Consider the following 19,987-nt stretch of genomic DNA (forward strand, 5'->3'; position numbering starts at 1 on the left):
TTACGATTCATTTTAACATAGTCTTTATAGCATTGCAAGGATAACTTTACTTACTAAAGTATAGCTTTCCATTAGCTATCCCTAATAACCTTGGATAACCATCAACAGTAATTTCTCTTTTGATCTGCATGGCTAAATCATATATTTGAATTTTACCATCAGCGTACCAACTGATATAGCCATCAGAAATAATGATAGGATCACCAGAGTTCTTAACACCAACAGCTTTGGTTAAATCCTTATCTTCTATTAAGTCAAGTACCTGGTAATTCTTATCCCCATAACTTTCTAGATATATAAGAATACCGTCTTCTAGAATAGCTTGATCCCCTTTAGGATTCCCCTTCATTTCTGCGACTTCTCCTGTCTTATAATCGAACATATATCCTATTGGCGCGAAGTTATAGTTTTCTGTTGCAGTGAAGGTATTACTAATATATAGCCAATCTGATTGATTTGATTCAGATACCACTGGTGGACTAACACCGATACCACCTGGAACATATGTAAGACTTGTTTGATGTTGATAAACTTGATGAGTTGCTGCATCATAAACGACCAGTTGAATTTTATCATAGTCCATTTCTGTACCCGTTCTATAAAAGGCCATAAGATTGTCCTTCTTCAACTTTTTAAACCCCTCAAGCTGGGCATCTCTTACCAATATTTCACCTTTACTGTTATAGATGCACCCTCCTTTATGATAAGAGGACTCATAACTTCCTATTGTTTCAGGAATAAAGAAGATATCTTGATTATACAAATCTGCAAAAGGATAATCTTCTACAGTCATATGAGAGATGATTTCTCCATCTTCAACTGTGATAGTATCCATATCCTCTAGACTATAATAAAGATTCTCTCTCTCATAGTGATAACCCTGTGCTCCATTGGCTATAGTGAAGGAAATGATATGCTCATTCCTCATCTTTGGCATATCCCAAAGCCTTTCCTCTTCATAAACAATATCTAATTGAGTCACACCCAAATCATACATATCCATTGCATAGACTTGCATTTGCTTACCGATACGACATGCAAAATAAGAAAGCCTGATATCTTCTCCGAATCCGTCTTTACCAAGTGTCATATCTCCAAAGAACTTCTCACTATTCTGAGCATCTGTATACTGCCAATCATAACATTTCACTTTTAATATGTAGTCGTCTTGCCATTCAAACATGAAATCACATTGAGAATTAAATAGTTCAGTAGAAATGGCTTCTTCTACAGATGTTTTATCGATCTCAGGAAGGAATGGAATCTCTCTGTTCTCATCACTTTCAGGAACAAACTTGAATAAGAAGTCCTTCGGTTCGTCGTTAAGATAATAGAATTGTCCAGCTGGTACCGTTGCATCATCTTCTAGTAGATAAACGTAACTCATTAATCGAGCAGTTTTAATGAACTGAATTTCTAATTCTTCATAGATTTGTCCACCATAGTTAACTTCTTCGATTGTTAATACCCAATTTGTAGATGCGTTTTTATAGTCTCCCGTTATCTTCACCCAACTGTCTTTCACTGTTATATCTATCCCTTGGTTAGGTTCATAGTTAACACTCTTATCTAAGTTTTTAATTTCTTCTGATTTATTCAGTATATAGAAGTCAAAATCATCATTATAATATAGCTTGATTAACTCATCGGTTTCTTCTATGATTAAATCACTCGTTCTCTGTATCTCAATTGTTCTATAAATCTGTTCATCCCCGGAGTCAACTTGTTGCGAATCTGTATTTTCTTCTTGTTGATTTATTTCATCTTTAGATGGCATATTGTAGTTCCTGTAAAACAGAATACCAAACAACAGAATGATAATCCCACCTAAAAGGATGTATATCTTTTTCATCTTCGCTACCTCCCTTTACTTATTTTTACATTATAACACCTCTATCGATTCTTTTCAATTTCTACCAACGAAGAAGCTGATCAGTAATAAAAACTTAATTTAAATATCAAAAAACACATAATAGAACATTTACTCATCGATAAGTAACATGTACTATTATGTGTTATATCTACTCCTGGATCTTGATGATAATGCTATGCCCAACAATACGCTCTTTCTCATTAGCCAGATGATTAACAATTACTTCTTCAACAATCATTGTACTGGATGCACCACCATCTAAGAGTACAGCATCAGTGCACCCAAATTCCATCATGAGTTCAGCAGCTTCATGTCCTGTTAACCCGACACTTATCCCCGGCTTCCTGCCATCTACCACGAGGATAACTAATTTATTATTTTCCGTTACCCCAAGTAAGGTTCGAGGTTCTCGATTAGTGGTTAATCCAATGATGGGATCAAAAATTTTAGCTACATTTTCGCCATCTTTAACAAGATAACTGCTAGCTTGGAATAATTCAACTGTATTTTCATCTTCTAGACCTTCATAAGTCAACCTAATTTCATTATCAACATTTAACGCAAGCCCTGCTTTTCCACCAATATCAACTAAGACTATGGTTCCTTCTTCTATACCAACAGGTTCCTCAGAATGAATAATATCTATAACTTTATCTTCATCAATAATGTAGTTAACAGCATCACTATAGATCCGTGTTGTTGAACCATGCATTGGGGTAAAAAGAAGTAACTCTTCTCCATAGGCATAGCGATTTAATCCATCGATAGGATATTTTTTATTCCCATGTTCCAAATATGCGGAAACCCTAGTGTCATCGATCGTAATTCGATTATCATCTGTTAAGATAACAGTAGGTAAGTTAGGATCGGGCAATGTGATCCATTCTTCTTCTATCATCATACCACCAATGTGATGACCATAATCATCAAAAAATGTTCCATTCACTGCAACTAAAGCTTCATTGCGTTCTGCCATCTTACTAGTCTCCTCAAACCCATAGATAACCTCTTTGGAGAGCGCACTAGTTACTTGGATAGCTTCATTATTCATATCCACAATTAAGCAATTGATATATAAGGGTTGTTCATTTATACTGGATTGGAATGACTCATAAAAGATAGGTGTATCACTTGTGTTTATATTAAACATAAGTCCTAGTATCAACAATAATTTAGCACTCATCATTATCTCCTATATTCTAATAGTATATTATTAACACTATTGATTCATTATTAAACATTGAAGAAGCTTTTAGTTAACTTTAAAATGAAAAAGCTATGAATTTCTTCATAGCGTTATTATCAAAAGTAATTATTTTATTTATCAAATTGATTATAGGTGCGTGATAATTGCTCGTACATCATTTTACCTAATCCTGTTCCCATTCCTTGTGAAGCCTCTTTTGATATTTCATTATACATCATATCTTGAAACATGGTCTCTGCTTGACCTTCAGGAATCAGATCAGACTTCATAACAGTCTTATCCATCTCTTTGAACATGGTATATAAGAAGTAGGCTTCGAAATCACGACAAGCATCTCTTAATTCTTCTTGTCTTTGACCTTGTGCTTGTACTTTTTGGGTTGTATCCTTTAATACTTCATTGAAGCTCTTTGTAAGTTCTTTCGCCTTACTTGCTTCATATGTATCCATGGTTGAAGACGTTATCGGCATCATACTTGATATTTCCATGATATTACCTCACTATCTTTTCAGTTGATTTGCTAATTGAAGCATCTCATCTGACGTCTTAATAGCTTGTGAATTGATCTCATAAGCTCTTTGTCCAACAATCATTTTAACCATTTCTTCAACAATATCCACATTGGATTTTTCTAAGAAACCTTGCATCACAACACTAGGTGATAAGTCATCATTATCTATTTCCAGCATTGCTTCACCTGAAGCAGTAGTAACTGCAAATAAATTACCACCTTTTGCTTCTAGTCCTTGAGGGTTATTGAATTGTACAAGTTTTAACTGAATGCCAAGATCTTCTAATGTACCATCATCTTGCATGTACATAAATTGGCCTTGCTTATCACAGGTGATACGGGATAAATCCATGGTTTCATCAAAGACAATAGGCTCATCATCTGTTGACAATACTGGATAACCATCATTGGTTACTAACATCATCTCACCATCAACAGAGATGGTTTTGAAATTACCAGCTCGTGTATAATATTCCTCCCCATCGGCACCTCTGATACTCATAAAGCCTTTACCATCAATAGCAAAGTCAAATTGGGCAAAAGTTTCTTCCATCATACCTTGTGTAAAAGTTTTAACTGTACCCGTTGGACGAACACCATGTCCAACTTGCATATTAACAGGTTTACCATTTCCCTTATCATCAACGTTAGCTGTTGACATGGTTTCATATAGTAAGGACTGGAATTCTAATCGTTCTTTTTTATAACCAACGGTATTGACATTAGCTAAGTTATTGGAAATAACATCTACATTTAATTGTTGAGTGGTCATTCCAGAAGCTGATGTGTAAAGTGATCGCATCATAAGTTATTCACTCTCCTTAAAGACTACCTACTTCGTTTACTGCTTTTCCTAGAGATTCATCATTAGCTTGAAGTACTTTCTGACTAGCCTCATAAGCTCTAGACATACTGATCATTTCAGCCATTTCTTTCACTACATCTACATTAGATCCCTCAATAAATCCTTGTTGTAGGCGACCATCAAAAGCTTTTACTACAGAATCATCAGTGGTAGCATAAAGACTGTCACCAATTTTTCTCAAGGTGGATCTATCTTCGAAATTAGTCAGCTTAATTTTATCAACAAATTGACCATCTACTAAGATCGTTCCATCTTCGTCAATTACTATTTCACCTGCTGGGATAGTAATACTACCTTCAGTTCCCATTACCAGATGCCCTTCTGATGTCATTAGGAATCCTTCATTGGTTACTGTAAAGCTACCATCACGGGTAAATTGTTCTGTCACATTACCTTGCTCATCAATGACACCTACTGTAACATAGCCTTCACCATCAATTGCTACGTCAAAGGGACTATTGGTCTGTACAAGTGAACCTTGTGTATTATCTGTATAAAGTTGATTGACTGTTACACCCATACTCATTTTACCAATTTCAGTTGGCATTGGACTACTCGGGTCATTAATTTTCATCATCATGACCTCACCAAAAGATGCCGTTACAACACCATCTTTTTTAAAACCTGCTGTATCAGCATTGGCTAGATTATTAGATACAACGTCCATTTTCTTGTATTGGGTCATCATACCACTTGCTGCTGTATAAATACCTTTTATCAATGTATTCTCTCCTTACTTAGTTGATAAGTATTCCACATATTTACCAGTACCCACAGCAACACATGAAACCGCATCGTCAGCAACAAAAACATTGATACCTGTTTTGAGTTGAAGCAAACGATCTAATCCTTGAAGTAAACTTCCTCCACCTGTCATAACGATTCCACGATCAGATATATCAGAAGCTAATTCAGGTGGTGTTCTTTCAAGAACATTATGAACTGCCTCAGAAATATTGGTGACTGGTTCACGTAACGCTTCTTCAATTTCCTTTGATGATATATTAATGGTTACAGGAAGGCCCGTAACTAAGTTTCTACCTCTAATATCCATTGTCTTCATGTCGCTTTCATCTTCAACAATGGCAACACCAATTTTTATTTTAATATCCTCTGCTGTTCTTTCTCCAATGAGCAGATTATGTTTTTTTCTAATATATCTAACAATAGCTTCATCAAAATTATCGCCAGCTGATTTAATGGAAGCACTAACGACTGTACCACCTAAAGAAATAACTGCAATATCGGATGTTCCACCACCGATATCAACTACCATGCTACCACATGCCTTTGAAATATCAATCCCAGCTCCAATTGCAGCAGCTATTGGTTCTTCAATGATATCAACATGTCTGGCACCCGCTTGATGTGTCGCATCTTCTACAGCTCTTTTTTCAACACCAGTTACACCACTTGGCACACATACAGCTATTCGAGGTTTAATCAGTCTCTTTCCGACAGCTTTGTTGATGAAGTATTTAAGCATTTTTTCTGTTATTTCATAATCAGAGATGACACCCTGACGGAGTGGGCGAATGGCTACAATATTTCCAGGTGTTCTACCTAACATTCTTCTCGCTTCTTCTCCTACAGCTAAAATCTGATCTGAGTTTTTATCTATGGCCACAACTGATGGCTCTTGTAATACAATTCCTTTGCCTTTAATATAGACAAGTACATTTGCAGTTCCTAAATCAATTCCAATATCTGTTGAAAACATTCACCATACCCCTTCACTTCTAATATCGTATACTCAACATATAATCTTTAATCATTTCGACAAATTTTCACTACAATTATTAATAATAGAGTCAATCCTTAAGATGAATGTATCGTTTAAAGATTATAATATTCCTTAATTCTAATTATATCCAAAAATATCCCCTTCGTCAAAGAAATTTAACTAATTTAGGTTATAAATTTAGGCTTTTTAGCACAAAAGTTAAAAATACCCAACAATCGCATATAAGCTGGTTTAAAATATAGTTTTTAGACAGTAAAAAGGGTAAGGGTATATTTTATAAAAACCCAACATATATTATAGAAAAATATAAATAAGTGATCATATGGCAGAGTTAGATTATAACAAAGGTAAGAACTGTTCTGATATCATTACATCTGAAGAGTATATTGATATCTATCATATACCGACTCCACAGGAAAATATCGAAGATGTAGCCCGGCAAATGGGCGCTGAATGCATTCAACCTATCTCAGCAACAGATTATATATTACATATTAAAGTAGCTCCTGAAGACTTAGAAGATTTTTATAGATCTATCGAATACTTAGTTATCCCCAATATTTATGGATTAGGCAGTACTAGTGCTTTATCAGCATCAGGTATACTTCCAACCCTAAAGAGTCCTGAACTAAATATAACAGGCAAGAATGTCATTATTGGTGTTATTGATACAGGTATTGATTATACTCATGAAGCATTTATATATGAAGATTATACAAGTAAGATACTTAGCTTATGGGATCAGGAAGGTAAAGGAACACCGCCTAAAGGCTTTTTATATGGTACAGAATATACCAATGAACAGATTACAGAAGCTTTTTTATCTGATGACCCTTACGCCATCGTACCTTCTACTGATTCTGTTGGTCATGGTACATATATAGCAGGAATAGCTGCTGGTAGACCTAATGAAAGGTTAGATTTTCAAGGTGTAGCTCCTGATGCAGACCTTGTTGTAGTGAAAGTTAAGCAAGCTAAGAAAAGCATAATTGATTTCTTTCAAGTTAAAGAAGATGTTGTTGCATTTCAATCCAATGATGTTGTTCAAGCGGTTAACTATGTATTTGAAAAAGCACGAGAATTTAAAAAACCCTTAATTATTCTATTTACCGGCGCTTCAACGGAAGGTCCACATAATGGCGCCATCTACTTGGAAGAGCAACTGGCAGCTAAAGGCGATGTATATGGTACCATCGCCGTAGTAGGTGCAGGAAATGAAGCCAATGCAGCCCATCATTACCATGGTCAATTTCGAAACGGTGAATCAAAAATCCAGGTACCCCTTATCGTGTCAGAGAAAGATCGTGGTCTTTTCTTTAATATGTGGTGTAGTCTTCCTGATGAATTGACCATTGAACTGGTTTCACCACAGGGTTATTCAACAGGTAAAATTCCTATCAAATCTTTACAATGGCAAAGACTTTCGACACCATTAGAAACAACCATCATCAATGTCTTTTATGAATTCATTGAGATTCGTGGTGGTGAAGAAGCTATATATGTCCGAATGCTTCATCCATCACCTGGTATATGGAACATTATCGTTCATGGGGATAGTATTACCACTGGTAGATTTAATATTTGGCTGCCTATAAGGGGGTTTATCGATGATAAAACCATCTTCTTAGAACCTAGTCCTAACATAACCATTGTCAATCCTGCTGCCAATATAGGTACTTTAACTGTTGGTGCCTATAATGAAATTTATGATAGCATTTACCTTCCTTCTAGTAGAGGATATACAGCTAATAATCAAGTAAAGCCTAATATTGTTGCACCTGGTGTAAATGTATTAGGACCTATTCCTGATAATAAATACGAAGTCAAGTCTGGTACCAGCGCTTCCACGGCTATTGCTGCTGGAGCTAGTGCTTTATTCACTGAATGGGCAGTCCTTAAAGGGAATGACCCCACTTTAAACACTTATAAGTTAACTGCTTATTTAGCAAGAGGAGCTAATAGAAAAAAGAATATCACTTACCCTAACAAAGAGTGGGGGTATGGTTCTCTGGACTTATTCAACACCTTTAAAGTACTTCAAGGTAAATATGAATAAGGGTGACTTAAGTCAATGTCACCCTTTGTTAATATTGATTATCTTACATATATTTCGACTTTGTACAAATACTAGGTGTATTAGGAGGTGCAGGATAGTGTCATTGCAATTATCACAAAAGGAACGTATGCTTTTAGAAGACCAAAAACATCAAGAAGAGATTTGCGTTCAGAAATACAAGAGTTTTGCTGAGCATGCCAAAGACCAAGAATTAAAAAATCTATTGAATAAACTAGCGTCAGAAGAGCAACATCACTATGATATGGTTAATCAAATGCTCCAAGGACAAGCTCCAGATATGAGCCATAAGCAACAGGGTGGCCAAAGTAATCAGTCATCCACTTCGAATCAACAGACTGGTTTCCACGGTGCCATGAGCAACCAAAGCGATGAAGTTCTCTGTAGTGATTTATTAGCTACAGAAAAATATGTATCAAGTACCTATGATACCACAGTTTTTGAAGCTGCTAACCCTGTTGTAAGACAAGCCGTGCAACACATCCAGCAAGATGAGCAACGCCATGGTCAAGAACTTTTTGACTATATGAACAGTCACGGTATGTATGAAGTTAAGTAATATAATTCTGTGAATAATGGGTGCCTCACTAGAAATAATCTAGATGAGACACCCATTATAATTTATCCATATGCTGAACTACCTTTGATAGTATTACGTTTAACCTTTAACGCTACCAGATGTTAAACCTTCAATCATATACCTTTGCCCAATTAAGAATATAACCATCATTGGGATAAGTGCTACCATAGCACCCGTAAGGATTAAATTATCCTGAGCAACACCAGCTTCATCGATGAACTTCGTTAACCCTACTGTTAAAGTAAAGAGATTTTTATCTGTTAAGAAAATCAATGGTGCTTCATATTCATTCCATCTCCAAACGAAGTTTAAGATAACAATAGTAGCCATTGCAGGTTTAGCTAGAGGTAAAACCAACCTCCAAAAGATGCCTGCCTCCTTTGCCCCATCTATCCTTCCTGCTTCGATGATTTCATTTGGAATATCCACAAAGAACTGTCGCATAAGGAATGTACTCAGTGGCGAGAATACTCTTGGCAATATAAGTGCCCAAAGTGTATTAAATAATCCCATATACTTAAACATAATAAATTGTGGAACCATGAGTACTTGGAAAGGAACCATCATGGTAATGAGATAAATCAAAAACAACTGGTCTCTATATTTAAACTCCATTTTGGCAAATGCATATCCTGCCATTGATGACGTCAATAAGGTTCCTACTACTGATAGCACAGTCGTAATAACTGTATTTTTAAAATACAATAAGAAAGAGGGCGATTGATTAAATAAGACTTCCTTATAATTGTTCAAAGACATACCGTCAGAAATAAACCGCATAGGGAATTCATAGATTTCACCTAAAGGCTTAAAAGAACTCACCAACATCCATATAAAGGGATATATAATTAAACCCGTGAAACAAAGCATTACAACCGTTAGAAGAATTTTTTTAGTTTTTCTAATGGATAACATGTATATCCCTCCTAAAAATTATTTTCGAAACGTTTTTGAATTTTCCACTGAATAAGTGTAATTGAAAAAATACCAATTAATAAGATCCAAGCCATTGAAGCTGCATAACCCATTTCATGATACCTGAATCCTGCTTTATAAATATACTGAGCTATAACTGTCGTAGCCTTTCCCGGTCCTCCACCTGTCATAATGTTAACAGTTCCAAATGTTTGAAATGAGCCAATAATATTGGTGATCATTAAAAAGAATGTTGTACTACTCAACATAGGAACTGTAATATGTCTAAACATCTGTACAGAATTAGCACCATCGATTTGTGCTGATTCATATAAAGCTTTGTTAATCCCTTGCAGACCAGCCATATAAACAACGGTATTGTAGCCTAGTCCCATCCAAATGCTTACGATCATTAATGCTGGTAACGCCCAATCCACACTACCTAACCAGCCTGGTGTATTCTCAATACCAATGGCCATGAGCAATTGATTGATCTGTCCTTGAGAAGGATTATAAAGTTTCATCCACACTACTGAAATGGCAACTACACTTGATATGTAGGGGATGAAAACTAGTGCTCTCATGAAATTCTTGCAATACACTTTATTATTAAGGATGGTAGCAATAATCATAGAAAGAATAATTAAAATCGGAATAGTACCAATAATAAATAAGAGATTATTTTTAACTGCTGCTAAGAACCACTCATCCGTAAACATCCTAATGAAGTTTTCAAAGCCTACAAAAGACATACCTTCAAAGCCTTTGAATATATTAAAGTCTGTAAAGGATACAAATAATGAAAATAATACTGGGAAAAGAATAAAAATAATGAATCCGATATAATTAGGGGCTATAAATAAAACTGCTGTCCAATTAATTTTCTTTTTATTTTTACTAGCCAAATCTGTCACCTCCAATTTTGTTCCTACAATTCCACTTTTCTTCTCTAAAGAAGAGCTGGCTAGTAAATACTAACCAGCATCTTAATTAATTATTTTATTTCTGCTTGAATCGCTTTATCTGAACGCTCTTTTGAATTCTTTAGGTATTCTTCTTTAGTTGTTTCACCTAAGAAATACATTTCACTTTCTTCTTTATAGATTTCTTTTAATTGAGGATATCCTGCTGTAATGGTATCTACGATATACTCTAAATCTGGATTAAAGATAACTGCCTTGTAAGCCTCTACATCAAATAACTCTTCAGCATTATCGCCAAGGATTACTTTCGTTGCTTCTTCAGGATCTGCTTCTTTCCAAACTGAGATTTTACCTGCTTTGTACATGTACTTAGAACCATCTGTCAACCAATACTTCATAAACTCCCATGCAGCATCTTTTTCATCAGAGTTACTGTTCATACAGATATAGTTGTTTAATGAAGCTTGATAATTGTTTTCTACTCCATTTTCTGTTGTTGGATATGGTGCAAAAGTAGTAACAAAGTCATGTGGATAGTTCTCTAAATCTTTAACATATCTAAGCATCCAAGCTGAAAAGCTTGTCATAGCTACTTCTTCACTAAGGAATGCTGGATGAGCATATACTTGAAGTTTTCTTGAGAAAATTTCTTCGTAAGGCATAGCATAACCTTCATCCATTAATACTTTTAAACTTGCACTTGCATCAAATTCTGGTGTGTCAAAATTACTTGCATTTCCTGCTTCATTATAGTAAGAGTCACCACCATTGATCGTTACAGGAATGTCTAATGGATAACCGCCACCTTGGATGATATTAGCACCATAGACTGTGTGACCATCTTTCTCACCTGTTAACTGTTTTGCAACATCAGCATAATCATCAACTGTCCAACCATCTGGTATTGTAATACCTTTTTCATCTAACATATTTTTATTAAGCATGATACCAAAAGGTTCTCTTACTGTAGGAATAGAATATAATTGGTCATCAATAAGAACCATACCTTCGCCTTCACCAGCAATATTCTCTTTGATGAAATCTTGGTACTTAGCATCTTCTAAAGATTCAACCATACCACTATCTACACGTTTTTTTAGTAAATCTACAGTATAAGTAAAAAATAAATCTATTTGCTCACCTGATAATATAGCTGTATCCAGCTTTGTATTACCTGTATCATCATTAACAAAACGTACATATTCAACTTGGATATCTGGGTTTTCATTATTCCATGCATCTACAAGATCTTGTGGTCCTGATTCAGCTGGTACCCCACCCCAAACAACTAACTTTGTTGGTTCCGTCTTTGTCTCATTATTACTTTTGTTCTCAGCCTTTTCAGTTTGATTTGTTTTTTCTGTTGTTTCTTCACTTGCGGATTGCTCCCCACACCCCACTAATAAACTACACATCATAACTATTACTAATATAAGTGATAATATTTTTTTCATAACCATCCTCCTCTTTTCTTATTATGCATTAATCTTATCATCTTCATCAGCTTCTTTTAATGAACTCAATTGAGTCGTTCTTGAACTATTTTGCCATTCAGTGAATGCAAAGATAAAACTGAACTATTTTGCCATCTCACCAAGTAAAGAAAACCTTAAATGAACCATAGGATTCAATCAAGGCTTTATTTCATTTAAATATTTGATCTATTTATGACTTCTTCTATAAGCTTTTGGGCTCATATTTTCTATTTTTTTAAATGTTCTACTAAAATAGCTCTCACTATTATAACCAACCAATTCTGCAATGGCATAAATGGGTTCATTGCTTTCGACTAAAAGTTCCTTAGCTTTTTGAATACGGATTTCATTTAAATAATCTGTAAAATTCTTGCCAGTTTCTTTTTTAAACAGCTTACATAAATAAGTATCATTAATGCCAATGTGCTGAGCCACTTCATTGAGTTTAATGGCATCCTTATAATGTAAATGAAGATACTGTATTGTTTTTCCTATTTCCTCTCCATAGCGTTTTAATTGATATTCCTCAATATAGTTAAAGTACCTATCTAATAAAGCAAAAAAACGTTCCTTCATCTCATAAAGATTCTTACAACCGTTAAAATAGTCATAAATATTAAGATTATTCATTTTCAGCTCGTTGATGTTACCACCTATTTTTTTAATGCTTCCACTTAATATGGAAATCAATTCATGCCATTCCTTAAATCGATCTACAGATGCACTATTTTCACTAAGATCATCAAAAATAATTTGAATGACCTTTTTAGCAGCCTCATTATTTTGAGTACCTATAGCTTCCTTCAACCTTTGTTCACGTTCTTTTGTTAAATAGACTTTCTTTTGAGTAGTCTTTCCTTCTTTCGTCCCAGCATCACCATTACGATCTATTGGCTTCATCTGTTTCTTGCACTTTTTAACTATATCTGCTAAATCTTCAGTTGAAATAGACAACTTAGGGATATAATCAACTGCGCCACCAAACTTCATAGCTTTTCTTACTGAATCCATATCATTGATACAGCTTAAAACAATAACAATGGTATCCGGACAATATATTTTCAGTTGTTCAATTAATTCATGTCCATCCATCTTAGGCATTTTTATATCTGTTATAACCAGATGTGGATAATGTTCTTTGGCATATTCCAAAGCTTCAAGACCATTTCTAGATTCATGAACTTCCTTAAAACCTAGATCATCCCATTTGATGCCCATGGATATCCCTTTTCTTACTAATACTTCATCATCAACTATTAACACCCTCATACCAACACCACCTTCTGCATCATTGACAATACACTTAAGGTTTTTCAATCATCAACTTATCTTTAATCCGAATTGTCACTGTGGTTCCTTGATTCTTCATTGAATGTATTGTAAGACTACAGTCATCACCATAATAGAGTTTAATGCGTTCCTCTACATTCTTAATACCTATTGAACTGTAATTTTCTCTTGGTTGTTTATCTATTCCACTAGTTAACACTTTACTATCAAAACCAATACCATTGTCCCTAATCTCTATGACAATATAGGCATCCTCTTCTCTAATTCGTACAGTAATAAGACCTACATCTTCTTTATCTTCAAATGCATATAGAATGCTATTTTCTATAATGGGCTGTAAGAGGAGCACTGGGATCTTAATATGAGCATACTTTTCAGGAATATCAAACTCCACAGTAAAGATATTACCGTACCTCATCTTCTGTAGTCGAATATAGCTTTCCAGACATTTTCTTTCTTCTTCAATGGTAATGAATTCATTGTACTTACCCATAATTCCTTCTAGAAGAACTCCTAGATCACGCAACATCCCCTCTGCTGTTTTGGCTTCTTCGATTATACACAGCCACTTAATCCCATTTAATGTATTCAATAAGAAGTGAGGATTGATTTGGGCTTGTAAAGCCTCTAATTTAACCTTCTGTCTAAGTTCTGACTCTATTTTGATTTTTTGTATAAGATCATTAATTTTATCAATCATAGCATTAAAGCTAGAGCTTAACATATTAACTTCATAACTGCCTGTAATATTGGATTTAACAGCAAAGTCTCCTTCCTCAACTCGTTGCATTAACTTACTTAATTGACGATGTGATTTTGTCAATTGTCCTGATATAAAATAGGTAATAACACCTATGATTAAAAAGAAGAGTATATTGATGAAAATAAAGAAATTTCTAAAACCTATTTCATCACTCATTATTGAATCATAAGGAATGGTTTGAACCAAAGTCCATTGGGTTTTAGGTATGGACTGAGTGGAAATAAACACATTTTCATCCTTAATATCAACGGGCTTCGTGCCATCACTAGGAATGTATTGCATTAACTCATTGGCATAGTCTTTTATATCTTCAAAAGAGCCTGAACTTAAGATAACTTCTCCATTCTCATTCAATAATAATCGACGTGTTCCATCTAGCTCTTCATCGGATCTTAAAATATGTTTCACTTTCTTTTCATTATATAAATGAATAACTAATACACCACAAGGCTGATAATAATCTTTTCGAATTAATCTAACTAGTGTCATACCATTGGCATCTGTATAGTCATTAAAGACACTTCTTGTAGGACCTATCCATAAAAAGTATCCGTTAGAGTCCAATGCTTCCATATACCAATCTTCCTGAACCAGTTTATCATACCTATACTTTTCAAGATCACCAGTCGTATAGACATTCTCATTAAAATCAATAAGTGTGATTTCAACTGTATAAGGATATAAGTTAGCTGCTTCTACCTTACCAACTTTTGATTCCACTTGTCTCATCTTAACAAAAAAAGCTTCTTCTTCATCGAGAAGAATATCAATAATGGAATCATCCAATACGATGGCATTTGAAGCTATTATCATATCCTCAATAACAGTATCAATACGACTGCCTATCTGTTCTAAGTTCTGATTGGATAAAGTGATCAGCTTCTCTTTGATAATACTACTTGTATAGAAATAGTTAACACTTTGAAGAATGAGAAGGTAGATAACTGTTGTAATTAAAATAGCTATTAAATATTGATATCTAATTTTCATCTGTTTTCTTTTCAACATCTATATTCCCCATTTATAATTTCTGCTATTTACAACCTTATATTTTTCTATTACACTTAAAACGTATTACATTGTACTGTTCATTATAGCATAGTGGAATTTTGTCGTAAACGCTAGTGAAACGATGTATAATATTGGTATTACTATTCTAATAATAAGAGTAAGTATTTATAGAGAGGTGGGTTTATTATCAATAAGTATACTGGATTAACGGACTATCTAGAACATTTATCCAATGACTATCATCTTGATCTATGCTTCAATGATTTCTCAGGCTTTTTATATATTGATAGTGATCTTGCATCCGCTTTACAACCCTATCTCATACATAAAAATGCTTTCTGCATGAAGATTAAATCCAAAAGAGAACTTTGGGATAGATGTCTCAAAATGAAAACCAGCATTCTTGATAAAGCTGAGAAAACCAAAAAAACTTATTTTGGTATGTGTTACTGCGGTGTCTATGAATATGTAGTTCCAATAATCTGTGATGATATTGTCATTGGCGTCATCTATGCTGGCGAGTTCCACTCTGACCAAGAAAAAGCCTATAGTCGTATTAAGGCAATATCTGAGGAATACAATATGAACCAAGCGCAACTATTGACTTTATACAATAGTTCTACTCAAGATACTATATATTCCCCAGATGAGATTACTAGTCGTCTAGGAATTGTAGCTGATTACTTGGCTTCCCTTTATACGACACTTATTCCTTTGCATAAAAATCTAAGTAAAAACAATCTAGACACTTATTCTTCTGAGCACTATATTCTGTCCCATGCCATTGAATTCATTGAACAGAATTATTCCTCAGAACTCAATTTACAAAAGATTTCAAACTTTTGCCATTGTAGTACATCCCACTTGAGTCATATCTTCAAGAAGAATATGAAGGTCAATGTGAAAGCCTATATTAACAAGGTGAGGATTGAGCATGCCAAACTGTTATTAAAGAACACTCACCACAATATTTCAGAAATCGCTATAAGTATCGGTTTCAACGATCCTAACTATTTTTCTAATACCTTTAAAGAAATATGCGGCATGACACCTAGTCAATATAGAAAAACTTATAAGCAATAACTACTAATATACTCTTATTTCAAAGACACTAAAGTTATCATCACCATTGGTATCCTTAAGTATCAGTTTCACTTGGTTACACTGAATACCTTCATTAAGTTGATGGCTTCTGAATCTTAGATGATTGTTCTGAACATCTAAATTATGAATGAGTTCTTCATCTTGCCAAAACTCTAATCTATATGCTTTAACAAGTTGTGGAGGTATACTAGGGTGCTGTCTTTTTTGATGGTTCTTAGATAGTGTAGGCATCGTTTCTGTTGAAAGATCTGGATCAAATTTGACTTGAACTTCTTTGACCTCTTTAACATCAACTAAATCAAGAGAAATCCAATCTTCATCATCGCCTTTTTTAGTCATCCAACAGTTGCTTTCATCTTTAATCATTCTTGAAAACCCATTGATGACTTGATCGCAATCATATCCTTCTAAGCTTGACGAGCAAGTTACAACAGCTTCTCTAGCCAAATCTCTTTCATCCCTATTCTTAAATCCAGGTAAGTAACAGTCATCTTTCATGAGTTTATTTTGTAACTCTGTCATATGTTGATTAATCCCTCTTGGTGTAGTCTCTTTCTCGATTGCCATAGCTGCCGCTGTTCCAATGGCTTGCCCAATGACAGCACAAGTTGCCATAACTCGAGTAGAACCGAAAGCCATATGAGATGCACTAATACCACGTCCACCTATGTAGAGGTTTTCAATATCTTTAGCATATAAACTTCTATATGGTATGGTATATAAATCTTCCGATGGGATAAAGTTGGTTGGTTCTTTATCTGTCGTTTTTAATCCTCCAACCACATGCATATCCATCTCCCATCCACCATAGGCTACTGCATCATCAAAGATCCTACATTCTAAGACATCCTGTTCTTTCAGAATGTAATCACCTATAACTCTTCTACTTTCCCTTTTACCTGGTAAGAAACCAACCCAATCTAGATCAAGATTCTCTGCATGATGATCCCCTTGATTCTTAATATGATCCCAAATACCATAAAGAGCCTTTAAGAGTTCATCCCTTAATCCTTCACCGTCATGTTTAATATCTAATCCATCACCACCAAGCTCAATCCACCAATAACCACTGGTGATTTCACCATGTCCTCTAAGTCGAAGATCTTCTTCTGTATACGTATTGGCCCAGAATGGTTTCTCAAATACCACTGGCTTCCCTGTATCGACTGCACGGAATAATAATGTGTTACCCATAACGTAACTATCATTTTCATCAGGAGCATACTGTTCTCCAAAGACATTTTTGCCCTCACGACCTTCCATATAACCTGCCACTGCAAGTTCTGAGAGCATCATATCTCCTGTAGTATCAACAAATAATGGGGCATTGAATTCAAAAGTTTTTTCAGTTGTTAACTGGGTAGCTGTAACGCTATGGATTTTGTTATTCTCTTTGAAAACCTCTGTCATATGGGTGTTAAGGTATAGATCTAGATTCTCTTGAAAGTTAGTTTTTTCCCATAAGATTGTATCGAATATTGAAAAAGAATGGTTGGGATTTCTTTTCTTATTTTCAAGCAGTATTTCTTCAATAATACCTGTTTCTCTTGCATTTTTTCGTTTAGAATGCATATCAGCCCCACAGATATGCATTCTAATCTCTGAGCTAGCATTCCCTCCTAATACAGGTCGATTCTGAACTAAGGCAGTCTTAGCCCCATGTCTTGCACTTGCTATAGCTGCACAAACCCCTGACATACCTCCACCAACAACGACTACATCATAATTTTTAGTAACATGTAACATATGGATCATCCCTTCAATAGGTTATTTAGTAGCACCAATAAGAATCTTATTTGCTTACTATAACTATATATTTTTTAACGCTTACTCTCCTTAAATAATCTGCAAGAAATCTTTAATTTTTTGCAATGATATCTGTGGCATACAAAAAACGAGACTCACAGGTCTCGCTTCGATTATCAGAAATTATTCTGTTTTACTCCTTGTTAACTAATAAGAATACTGAAAAAACACTACCTTCTCCCTTTTTTGATTTTACTTTGATGTAGCCGCCCTGCTTGGTTATGATTTCTCTAGCTAAATAGAGTCCTATGCCTATACCATCTATCTTCTCCGTATCCTCTCCACGGTAGAATCGCTTGAAAATATGATTGATTTCATGCTCATAAAGACCAATACCATTATCAGAGATATCAATGCGTGCAAAGAGCTCATATGTCGTAATTGAAATACCTATATAGCCGCCATTCTTCGTATATTTAATAGCATTATCAATGATATTAAACAAAGCTTCAGCCGTCCACTTATCATCATGTTTTAACTTTAAATCTGGATTTCCGTCAAAGACTATTTCAATCCCTTTACTTTCTGCAAAAGGGTAGGCTTGTCTAATGGCTGTGAGTATGGTATCTTCAATGGACTGAATTTTAGGTGTCAATTGAACAACACCGGTTTCCAGTCGTGATAACTTCACCAGTGACGCTACCAGCCAATTAAGCTTATTGATTTGATTTTGAAGTTTTTTAAGAAACACCATACGTTGACCATGGTCTATACTTTCATCCAAAACCAGTGATTCATACATATTAAGATTGGCTAATGGGGTTTTTAGCTGGTGAGCAATATCTGAAATCAAACTCTTAATACTATCTTTTTCTTCTTTTATTTGTGCATTTCTATATTTTAGAATACTAGATAGTCGGGTTACTTGACTCTGCAATTTGGATAGCATACTGTCCTCTATATCCGTAAATACATCGTTGTCTTCATCTTTGATAAGAGATTGTATGGTTAAAGATAAGGCTATGAGCATCTTTTGAACCTTCCCTTTGACACAAAACATAAAAAATACCGCCATCATACAAAATAGAATAAGAAAAACTACTGCATATAAAAGGATTTGGATAGAAACACCTAACGTTATCAAGCCTATGATAAAGCAAATGGATAGAAATAGATACCCCAGTCCGAAAGATAAAATGACTTTATTCAAAGATATGTTCATCATTGTTCACCCCACGTATAACCTATTCCAAAGACAGTTTTGATATATTCCGGCTTTGATGGATTATCTTCAATCTTGGTTCTCAGCCTACGAATATTGACATTGACAGCATTTTCATCAACAAAATTACCATCGATATCCCAAAGTCTCTCAAGGATATTGGTTCTTGTTACTACCTTCTTCTTATGATCGATAAGTAACTTAATCAGTTTAAATTCCGTTGCAGTAAGTTTTATAGGTTCTCCTTTTTTAAGAAGAAGTACTTTATCAAAGTCGATTTGAATATCCATGTATTGATAGATGTTTGAAGTATTAGATGCATGGATGCGTCGCAAGACAGCTGCAACCCTTTCTTTTAAAACTACTAAACTGAATGGTTTTGTTATGTAATCATCACCGCCATATTGAAAACCTTTTATTATATCTTCTTCTGTATCCATTGCAGTAAGAAAAATGATGGGCAGCTGAGAATATTTTCGTATTTTCTTACAGAAAGCGAGTCCTGTTTGATCTGGGAGATTAATGTCCATAATGATTAGATCAATAGCATGATGTTGCAGTTTACTTTCTGCATCTGCAACATTATAGGAAGATAGAACCATATAACCTTCTTTGGATAACATAAAAGAGATACCTTCATTTAGCCCTTGATCGTCTTCAACGATTAAAATACTTGTCATAGCC

At 34.7% G+C, this 19,987-nt stretch carries 17 protein-coding genes; 3 read left to right on the forward strand and 14 right to left on the reverse strand.

Features of this window, described 5'->3' with window-relative positions; all coding sequences use genetic code 11:
- Positions 1 to 46: 46 nt before the first annotated feature.
- From C1Y58_RS15335 to mreB, 6 genes are all read right to left on the reverse strand, one after another.
- Complete coding sequence (locus C1Y58_RS15335) at positions 47 to 1,852, reverse strand: hypothetical protein (RefSeq protein WP_105616960.1); 1,806 nt, start codon at positions 1,850 to 1,852, stop codon at positions 47 to 49.
- 169 nt (positions 1,853 to 2,021) lie between these two features.
- Positions 2,022 to 3,056, reverse strand: a complete 1,035-nt coding sequence (locus tag C1Y58_RS15340) for a phosphodiester glycosidase family protein (protein WP_157950122.1) — start codon at positions 3,054 to 3,056, stop codon at positions 2,022 to 2,024.
- 134 nt (positions 3,057 to 3,190) lie between these two features.
- Positions 3,191 to 3,568 carry a rod-binding protein gene (locus tag C1Y58_RS15345; RefSeq protein WP_105616962.1) on the reverse strand — a complete coding sequence of 126 codons (378 nt, stop codon included), beginning with the start codon at positions 3,566 to 3,568 and terminating at the stop codon, positions 3,191 to 3,193.
- Between the two features lie 12 nt (positions 3,569 to 3,580).
- A complete protein-coding gene (gene flgG, locus C1Y58_RS15350) occupies positions 3,581 to 4,396 on the reverse strand; it encodes a flagellar basal-body rod protein FlgG (protein WP_105616963.1) in 816 nt (271 codons plus the stop codon).
- Between the two features lie 16 nt (positions 4,397 to 4,412).
- Positions 4,413 to 5,177, reverse strand: a complete 765-nt coding sequence (flgF, locus tag C1Y58_RS15355) for a flagellar basal-body rod protein FlgF (RefSeq protein WP_105616964.1) — start codon at positions 5,175 to 5,177, stop codon at positions 4,413 to 4,415.
- A gap of 12 nt (positions 5,178 to 5,189) precedes the next feature.
- The gene (gene mreB, locus C1Y58_RS15360; protein WP_105616965.1) at positions 5,190 to 6,176 is read right to left on the reverse strand and encodes a rod shape-determining protein MreB; all 987 of its coding nucleotides are present in this window, start codon (positions 6,174 to 6,176) and stop codon (positions 5,190 to 5,192) included.
- A 346-nt stretch (positions 6,177 to 6,522) separates the two neighbouring features.
- On the opposite strand from mreB, the gene C1Y58_RS15365 reads away from it, so the two are divergent.
- Together C1Y58_RS15365 and C1Y58_RS15370 are read left to right on the forward strand one after the other, a co-directional pair.
- Positions 6,523 to 8,256 (forward strand): S8 family peptidase, encoded by a 1,734-nt coding sequence (locus tag C1Y58_RS15365; RefSeq protein ID WP_105616966.1) that lies wholly within the window; start codon positions 6,523 to 6,525, stop codon positions 8,254 to 8,256.
- Between the two features lie 97 nt (positions 8,257 to 8,353).
- Positions 8,354 to 8,833 carry a spore coat protein gene (locus tag C1Y58_RS15370; protein WP_105616967.1) on the forward strand — a complete coding sequence of 160 codons (480 nt, stop codon included), beginning with the start codon at positions 8,354 to 8,356 and terminating at the stop codon, positions 8,831 to 8,833.
- Positions 8,834 to 8,932: 99 nt separating this feature from the next.
- Here the strand turns inward: C1Y58_RS15370 and C1Y58_RS15375 are convergent, their stop codons facing one another.
- The 5 genes from C1Y58_RS15375 to C1Y58_RS15395 form a co-directional block, all read right to left on the reverse strand.
- A complete protein-coding gene (locus C1Y58_RS15375) occupies positions 8,933 to 9,769 on the reverse strand; it encodes a carbohydrate ABC transporter permease (protein ID WP_105616968.1) in 837 nt (278 codons plus the stop codon).
- An 11-nt stretch (positions 9,770 to 9,780) separates the two neighbouring features.
- Entirely contained in the window at positions 9,781 to 10,674 is an 894-nt protein-coding gene (locus C1Y58_RS15380; RefSeq protein ID WP_207655763.1) for a carbohydrate ABC transporter permease, read from the reverse strand.
- Between the two features lie 89 nt (positions 10,675 to 10,763).
- The gene (locus tag C1Y58_RS15385; protein ID WP_157950123.1) at positions 10,764 to 12,146 is read right to left on the reverse strand and encodes an ABC transporter substrate-binding protein; all 1,383 of its coding nucleotides are present in this window, start codon (positions 12,144 to 12,146) and stop codon (positions 10,764 to 10,766) included.
- A gap of 207 nt (positions 12,147 to 12,353) precedes the next feature.
- A complete protein-coding gene (locus C1Y58_RS15390; protein ID WP_157950124.1) occupies positions 12,354 to 13,436 on the reverse strand; it encodes a response regulator transcription factor in 1,083 nt (360 codons plus the stop codon).
- A 34-nt stretch (positions 13,437 to 13,470) separates the two neighbouring features.
- Positions 13,471 to 15,228 carry a sensor histidine kinase gene (locus tag C1Y58_RS15395; RefSeq protein WP_105616971.1) on the reverse strand — a complete coding sequence of 586 codons (1,758 nt, stop codon included), beginning with the start codon at positions 15,226 to 15,228 and terminating at the stop codon, positions 13,471 to 13,473.
- Positions 15,229 to 15,573: 345 nt separating this feature from the next.
- Between C1Y58_RS15395 and C1Y58_RS15400 the strand changes: the two genes are divergently transcribed.
- The gene (locus tag C1Y58_RS15400) at positions 15,574 to 16,314 is read left to right on the forward strand and encodes a helix-turn-helix domain-containing protein (RefSeq protein WP_105616972.1); all 741 of its coding nucleotides are present in this window, start codon (positions 15,574 to 15,576) and stop codon (positions 16,312 to 16,314) included.
- Positions 16,315 to 16,317: 3 nt separating this feature from the next.
- Here C1Y58_RS15400 and C1Y58_RS15405 read toward each other — a convergent pair whose 3' ends face one another.
- The 3 genes from C1Y58_RS15405 to C1Y58_RS15415 form a co-directional block, all read right to left on the reverse strand.
- A complete protein-coding gene (locus C1Y58_RS15405; protein ID WP_105616973.1) occupies positions 16,318 to 18,081 on the reverse strand; it encodes an FAD-dependent oxidoreductase in 1,764 nt (587 codons plus the stop codon).
- Positions 18,082 to 18,274: 193 nt separating this feature from the next.
- The gene (locus tag C1Y58_RS15410; RefSeq protein ID WP_105616974.1) at positions 18,275 to 19,306 is read right to left on the reverse strand and encodes a sensor histidine kinase; all 1,032 of its coding nucleotides are present in this window, start codon (positions 19,304 to 19,306) and stop codon (positions 18,275 to 18,277) included.
- Positions 19,303 to 19,983 (reverse strand): response regulator transcription factor, encoded by a 681-nt coding sequence (locus C1Y58_RS15415; protein ID WP_105616975.1) that lies wholly within the window; start codon positions 19,981 to 19,983, stop codon positions 19,303 to 19,305. The genes C1Y58_RS15410 and C1Y58_RS15415 overlap by 4 nt, the downstream gene beginning before the upstream one ends.
- Positions 19,984 to 19,987: the final 4 nt, after the last annotated feature.

This window comes from Vallitalea okinawensis, assembly GCF_002964605.1.
Classification (GTDB): Bacteria; Bacillota; Clostridia; order Lachnospirales; family PQDH01; genus Vallitalea_A; species Vallitalea_A okinawensis.

Excerpts from the sequence above, each read along its gene's own strand:
- C1Y58_RS15395 (WP_105616971.1), bottom strand. The coding sequence starts at position 15,228 with ATGTTGAAAAGAAAACAGATGAAAATTAGATATCAATATTTAATAGCT.
- C1Y58_RS15405 (WP_105616973.1), bottom strand. The coding sequence starts at position 18,081 with ATGTTACATGTTACTAAAAATTATGATGTAGTCGTTGTTGGTGGAGGT.
- C1Y58_RS15335 (WP_105616960.1), bottom strand. The coding sequence starts at position 1,852 with ATGAAAAAGATATACATCCTTTTAGGTGGGATTATCATTCTGTTGTTT.
- C1Y58_RS15345 (WP_105616962.1), bottom strand. The coding sequence starts at position 3,568 with ATGGAAATATCAAGTATGATGCCGATAACGTCTTCAACCATGGATACA.
- C1Y58_RS15385 (WP_157950123.1), bottom strand. The coding sequence starts at position 12,146 with ATGAAAAAAATATTATCACTTATATTAGTAATAGTTATGATGTGTAGT.
- C1Y58_RS15365 (WP_105616966.1), top strand. The coding sequence starts at position 6,523 with ATGGCAGAGTTAGATTATAACAAAGGTAAGAACTGTTCTGATATCATT.
- C1Y58_RS15415 (WP_105616975.1), bottom strand. The coding sequence starts at position 19,983 with ATGACAAGTATTTTAATCGTTGAAGACGATCAAGGGCTAAATGAAGGT.
- C1Y58_RS15390 (WP_157950124.1), bottom strand. The coding sequence starts at position 13,436 with ATGAGGGTGTTAATAGTTGATGATGAAGTATTAGTAAGAAAAGGGATA.
- mreB (WP_105616965.1), bottom strand. The coding sequence starts at position 6,176 with ATGTTTTCAACAGATATTGGAATTGATTTAGGAACTGCAAATGTACTT.
- C1Y58_RS15340 (WP_157950122.1), bottom strand. The coding sequence starts at position 3,056 with ATGAGTGCTAAATTATTGTTGATACTAGGACTTATGTTTAATATAAAC.
- C1Y58_RS15375 (WP_105616968.1), bottom strand. The coding sequence starts at position 9,769 with ATGTTATCCATTAGAAAAACTAAAAAAATTCTTCTAACGGTTGTAATG.
- C1Y58_RS15400 (WP_105616972.1), top strand. The coding sequence starts at position 15,574 with ATGAAGATTAAATCCAAAAGAGAACTTTGGGATAGATGTCTCAAAATG.
- C1Y58_RS15410 (WP_105616974.1), bottom strand. The coding sequence starts at position 19,306 with ATGATGAACATATCTTTGAATAAAGTCATTTTATCTTTCGGACTGGGG.
- flgG (WP_105616963.1), bottom strand. The coding sequence starts at position 4,396 with ATGATGCGATCACTTTACACATCAGCTTCTGGAATGACCACTCAACAA.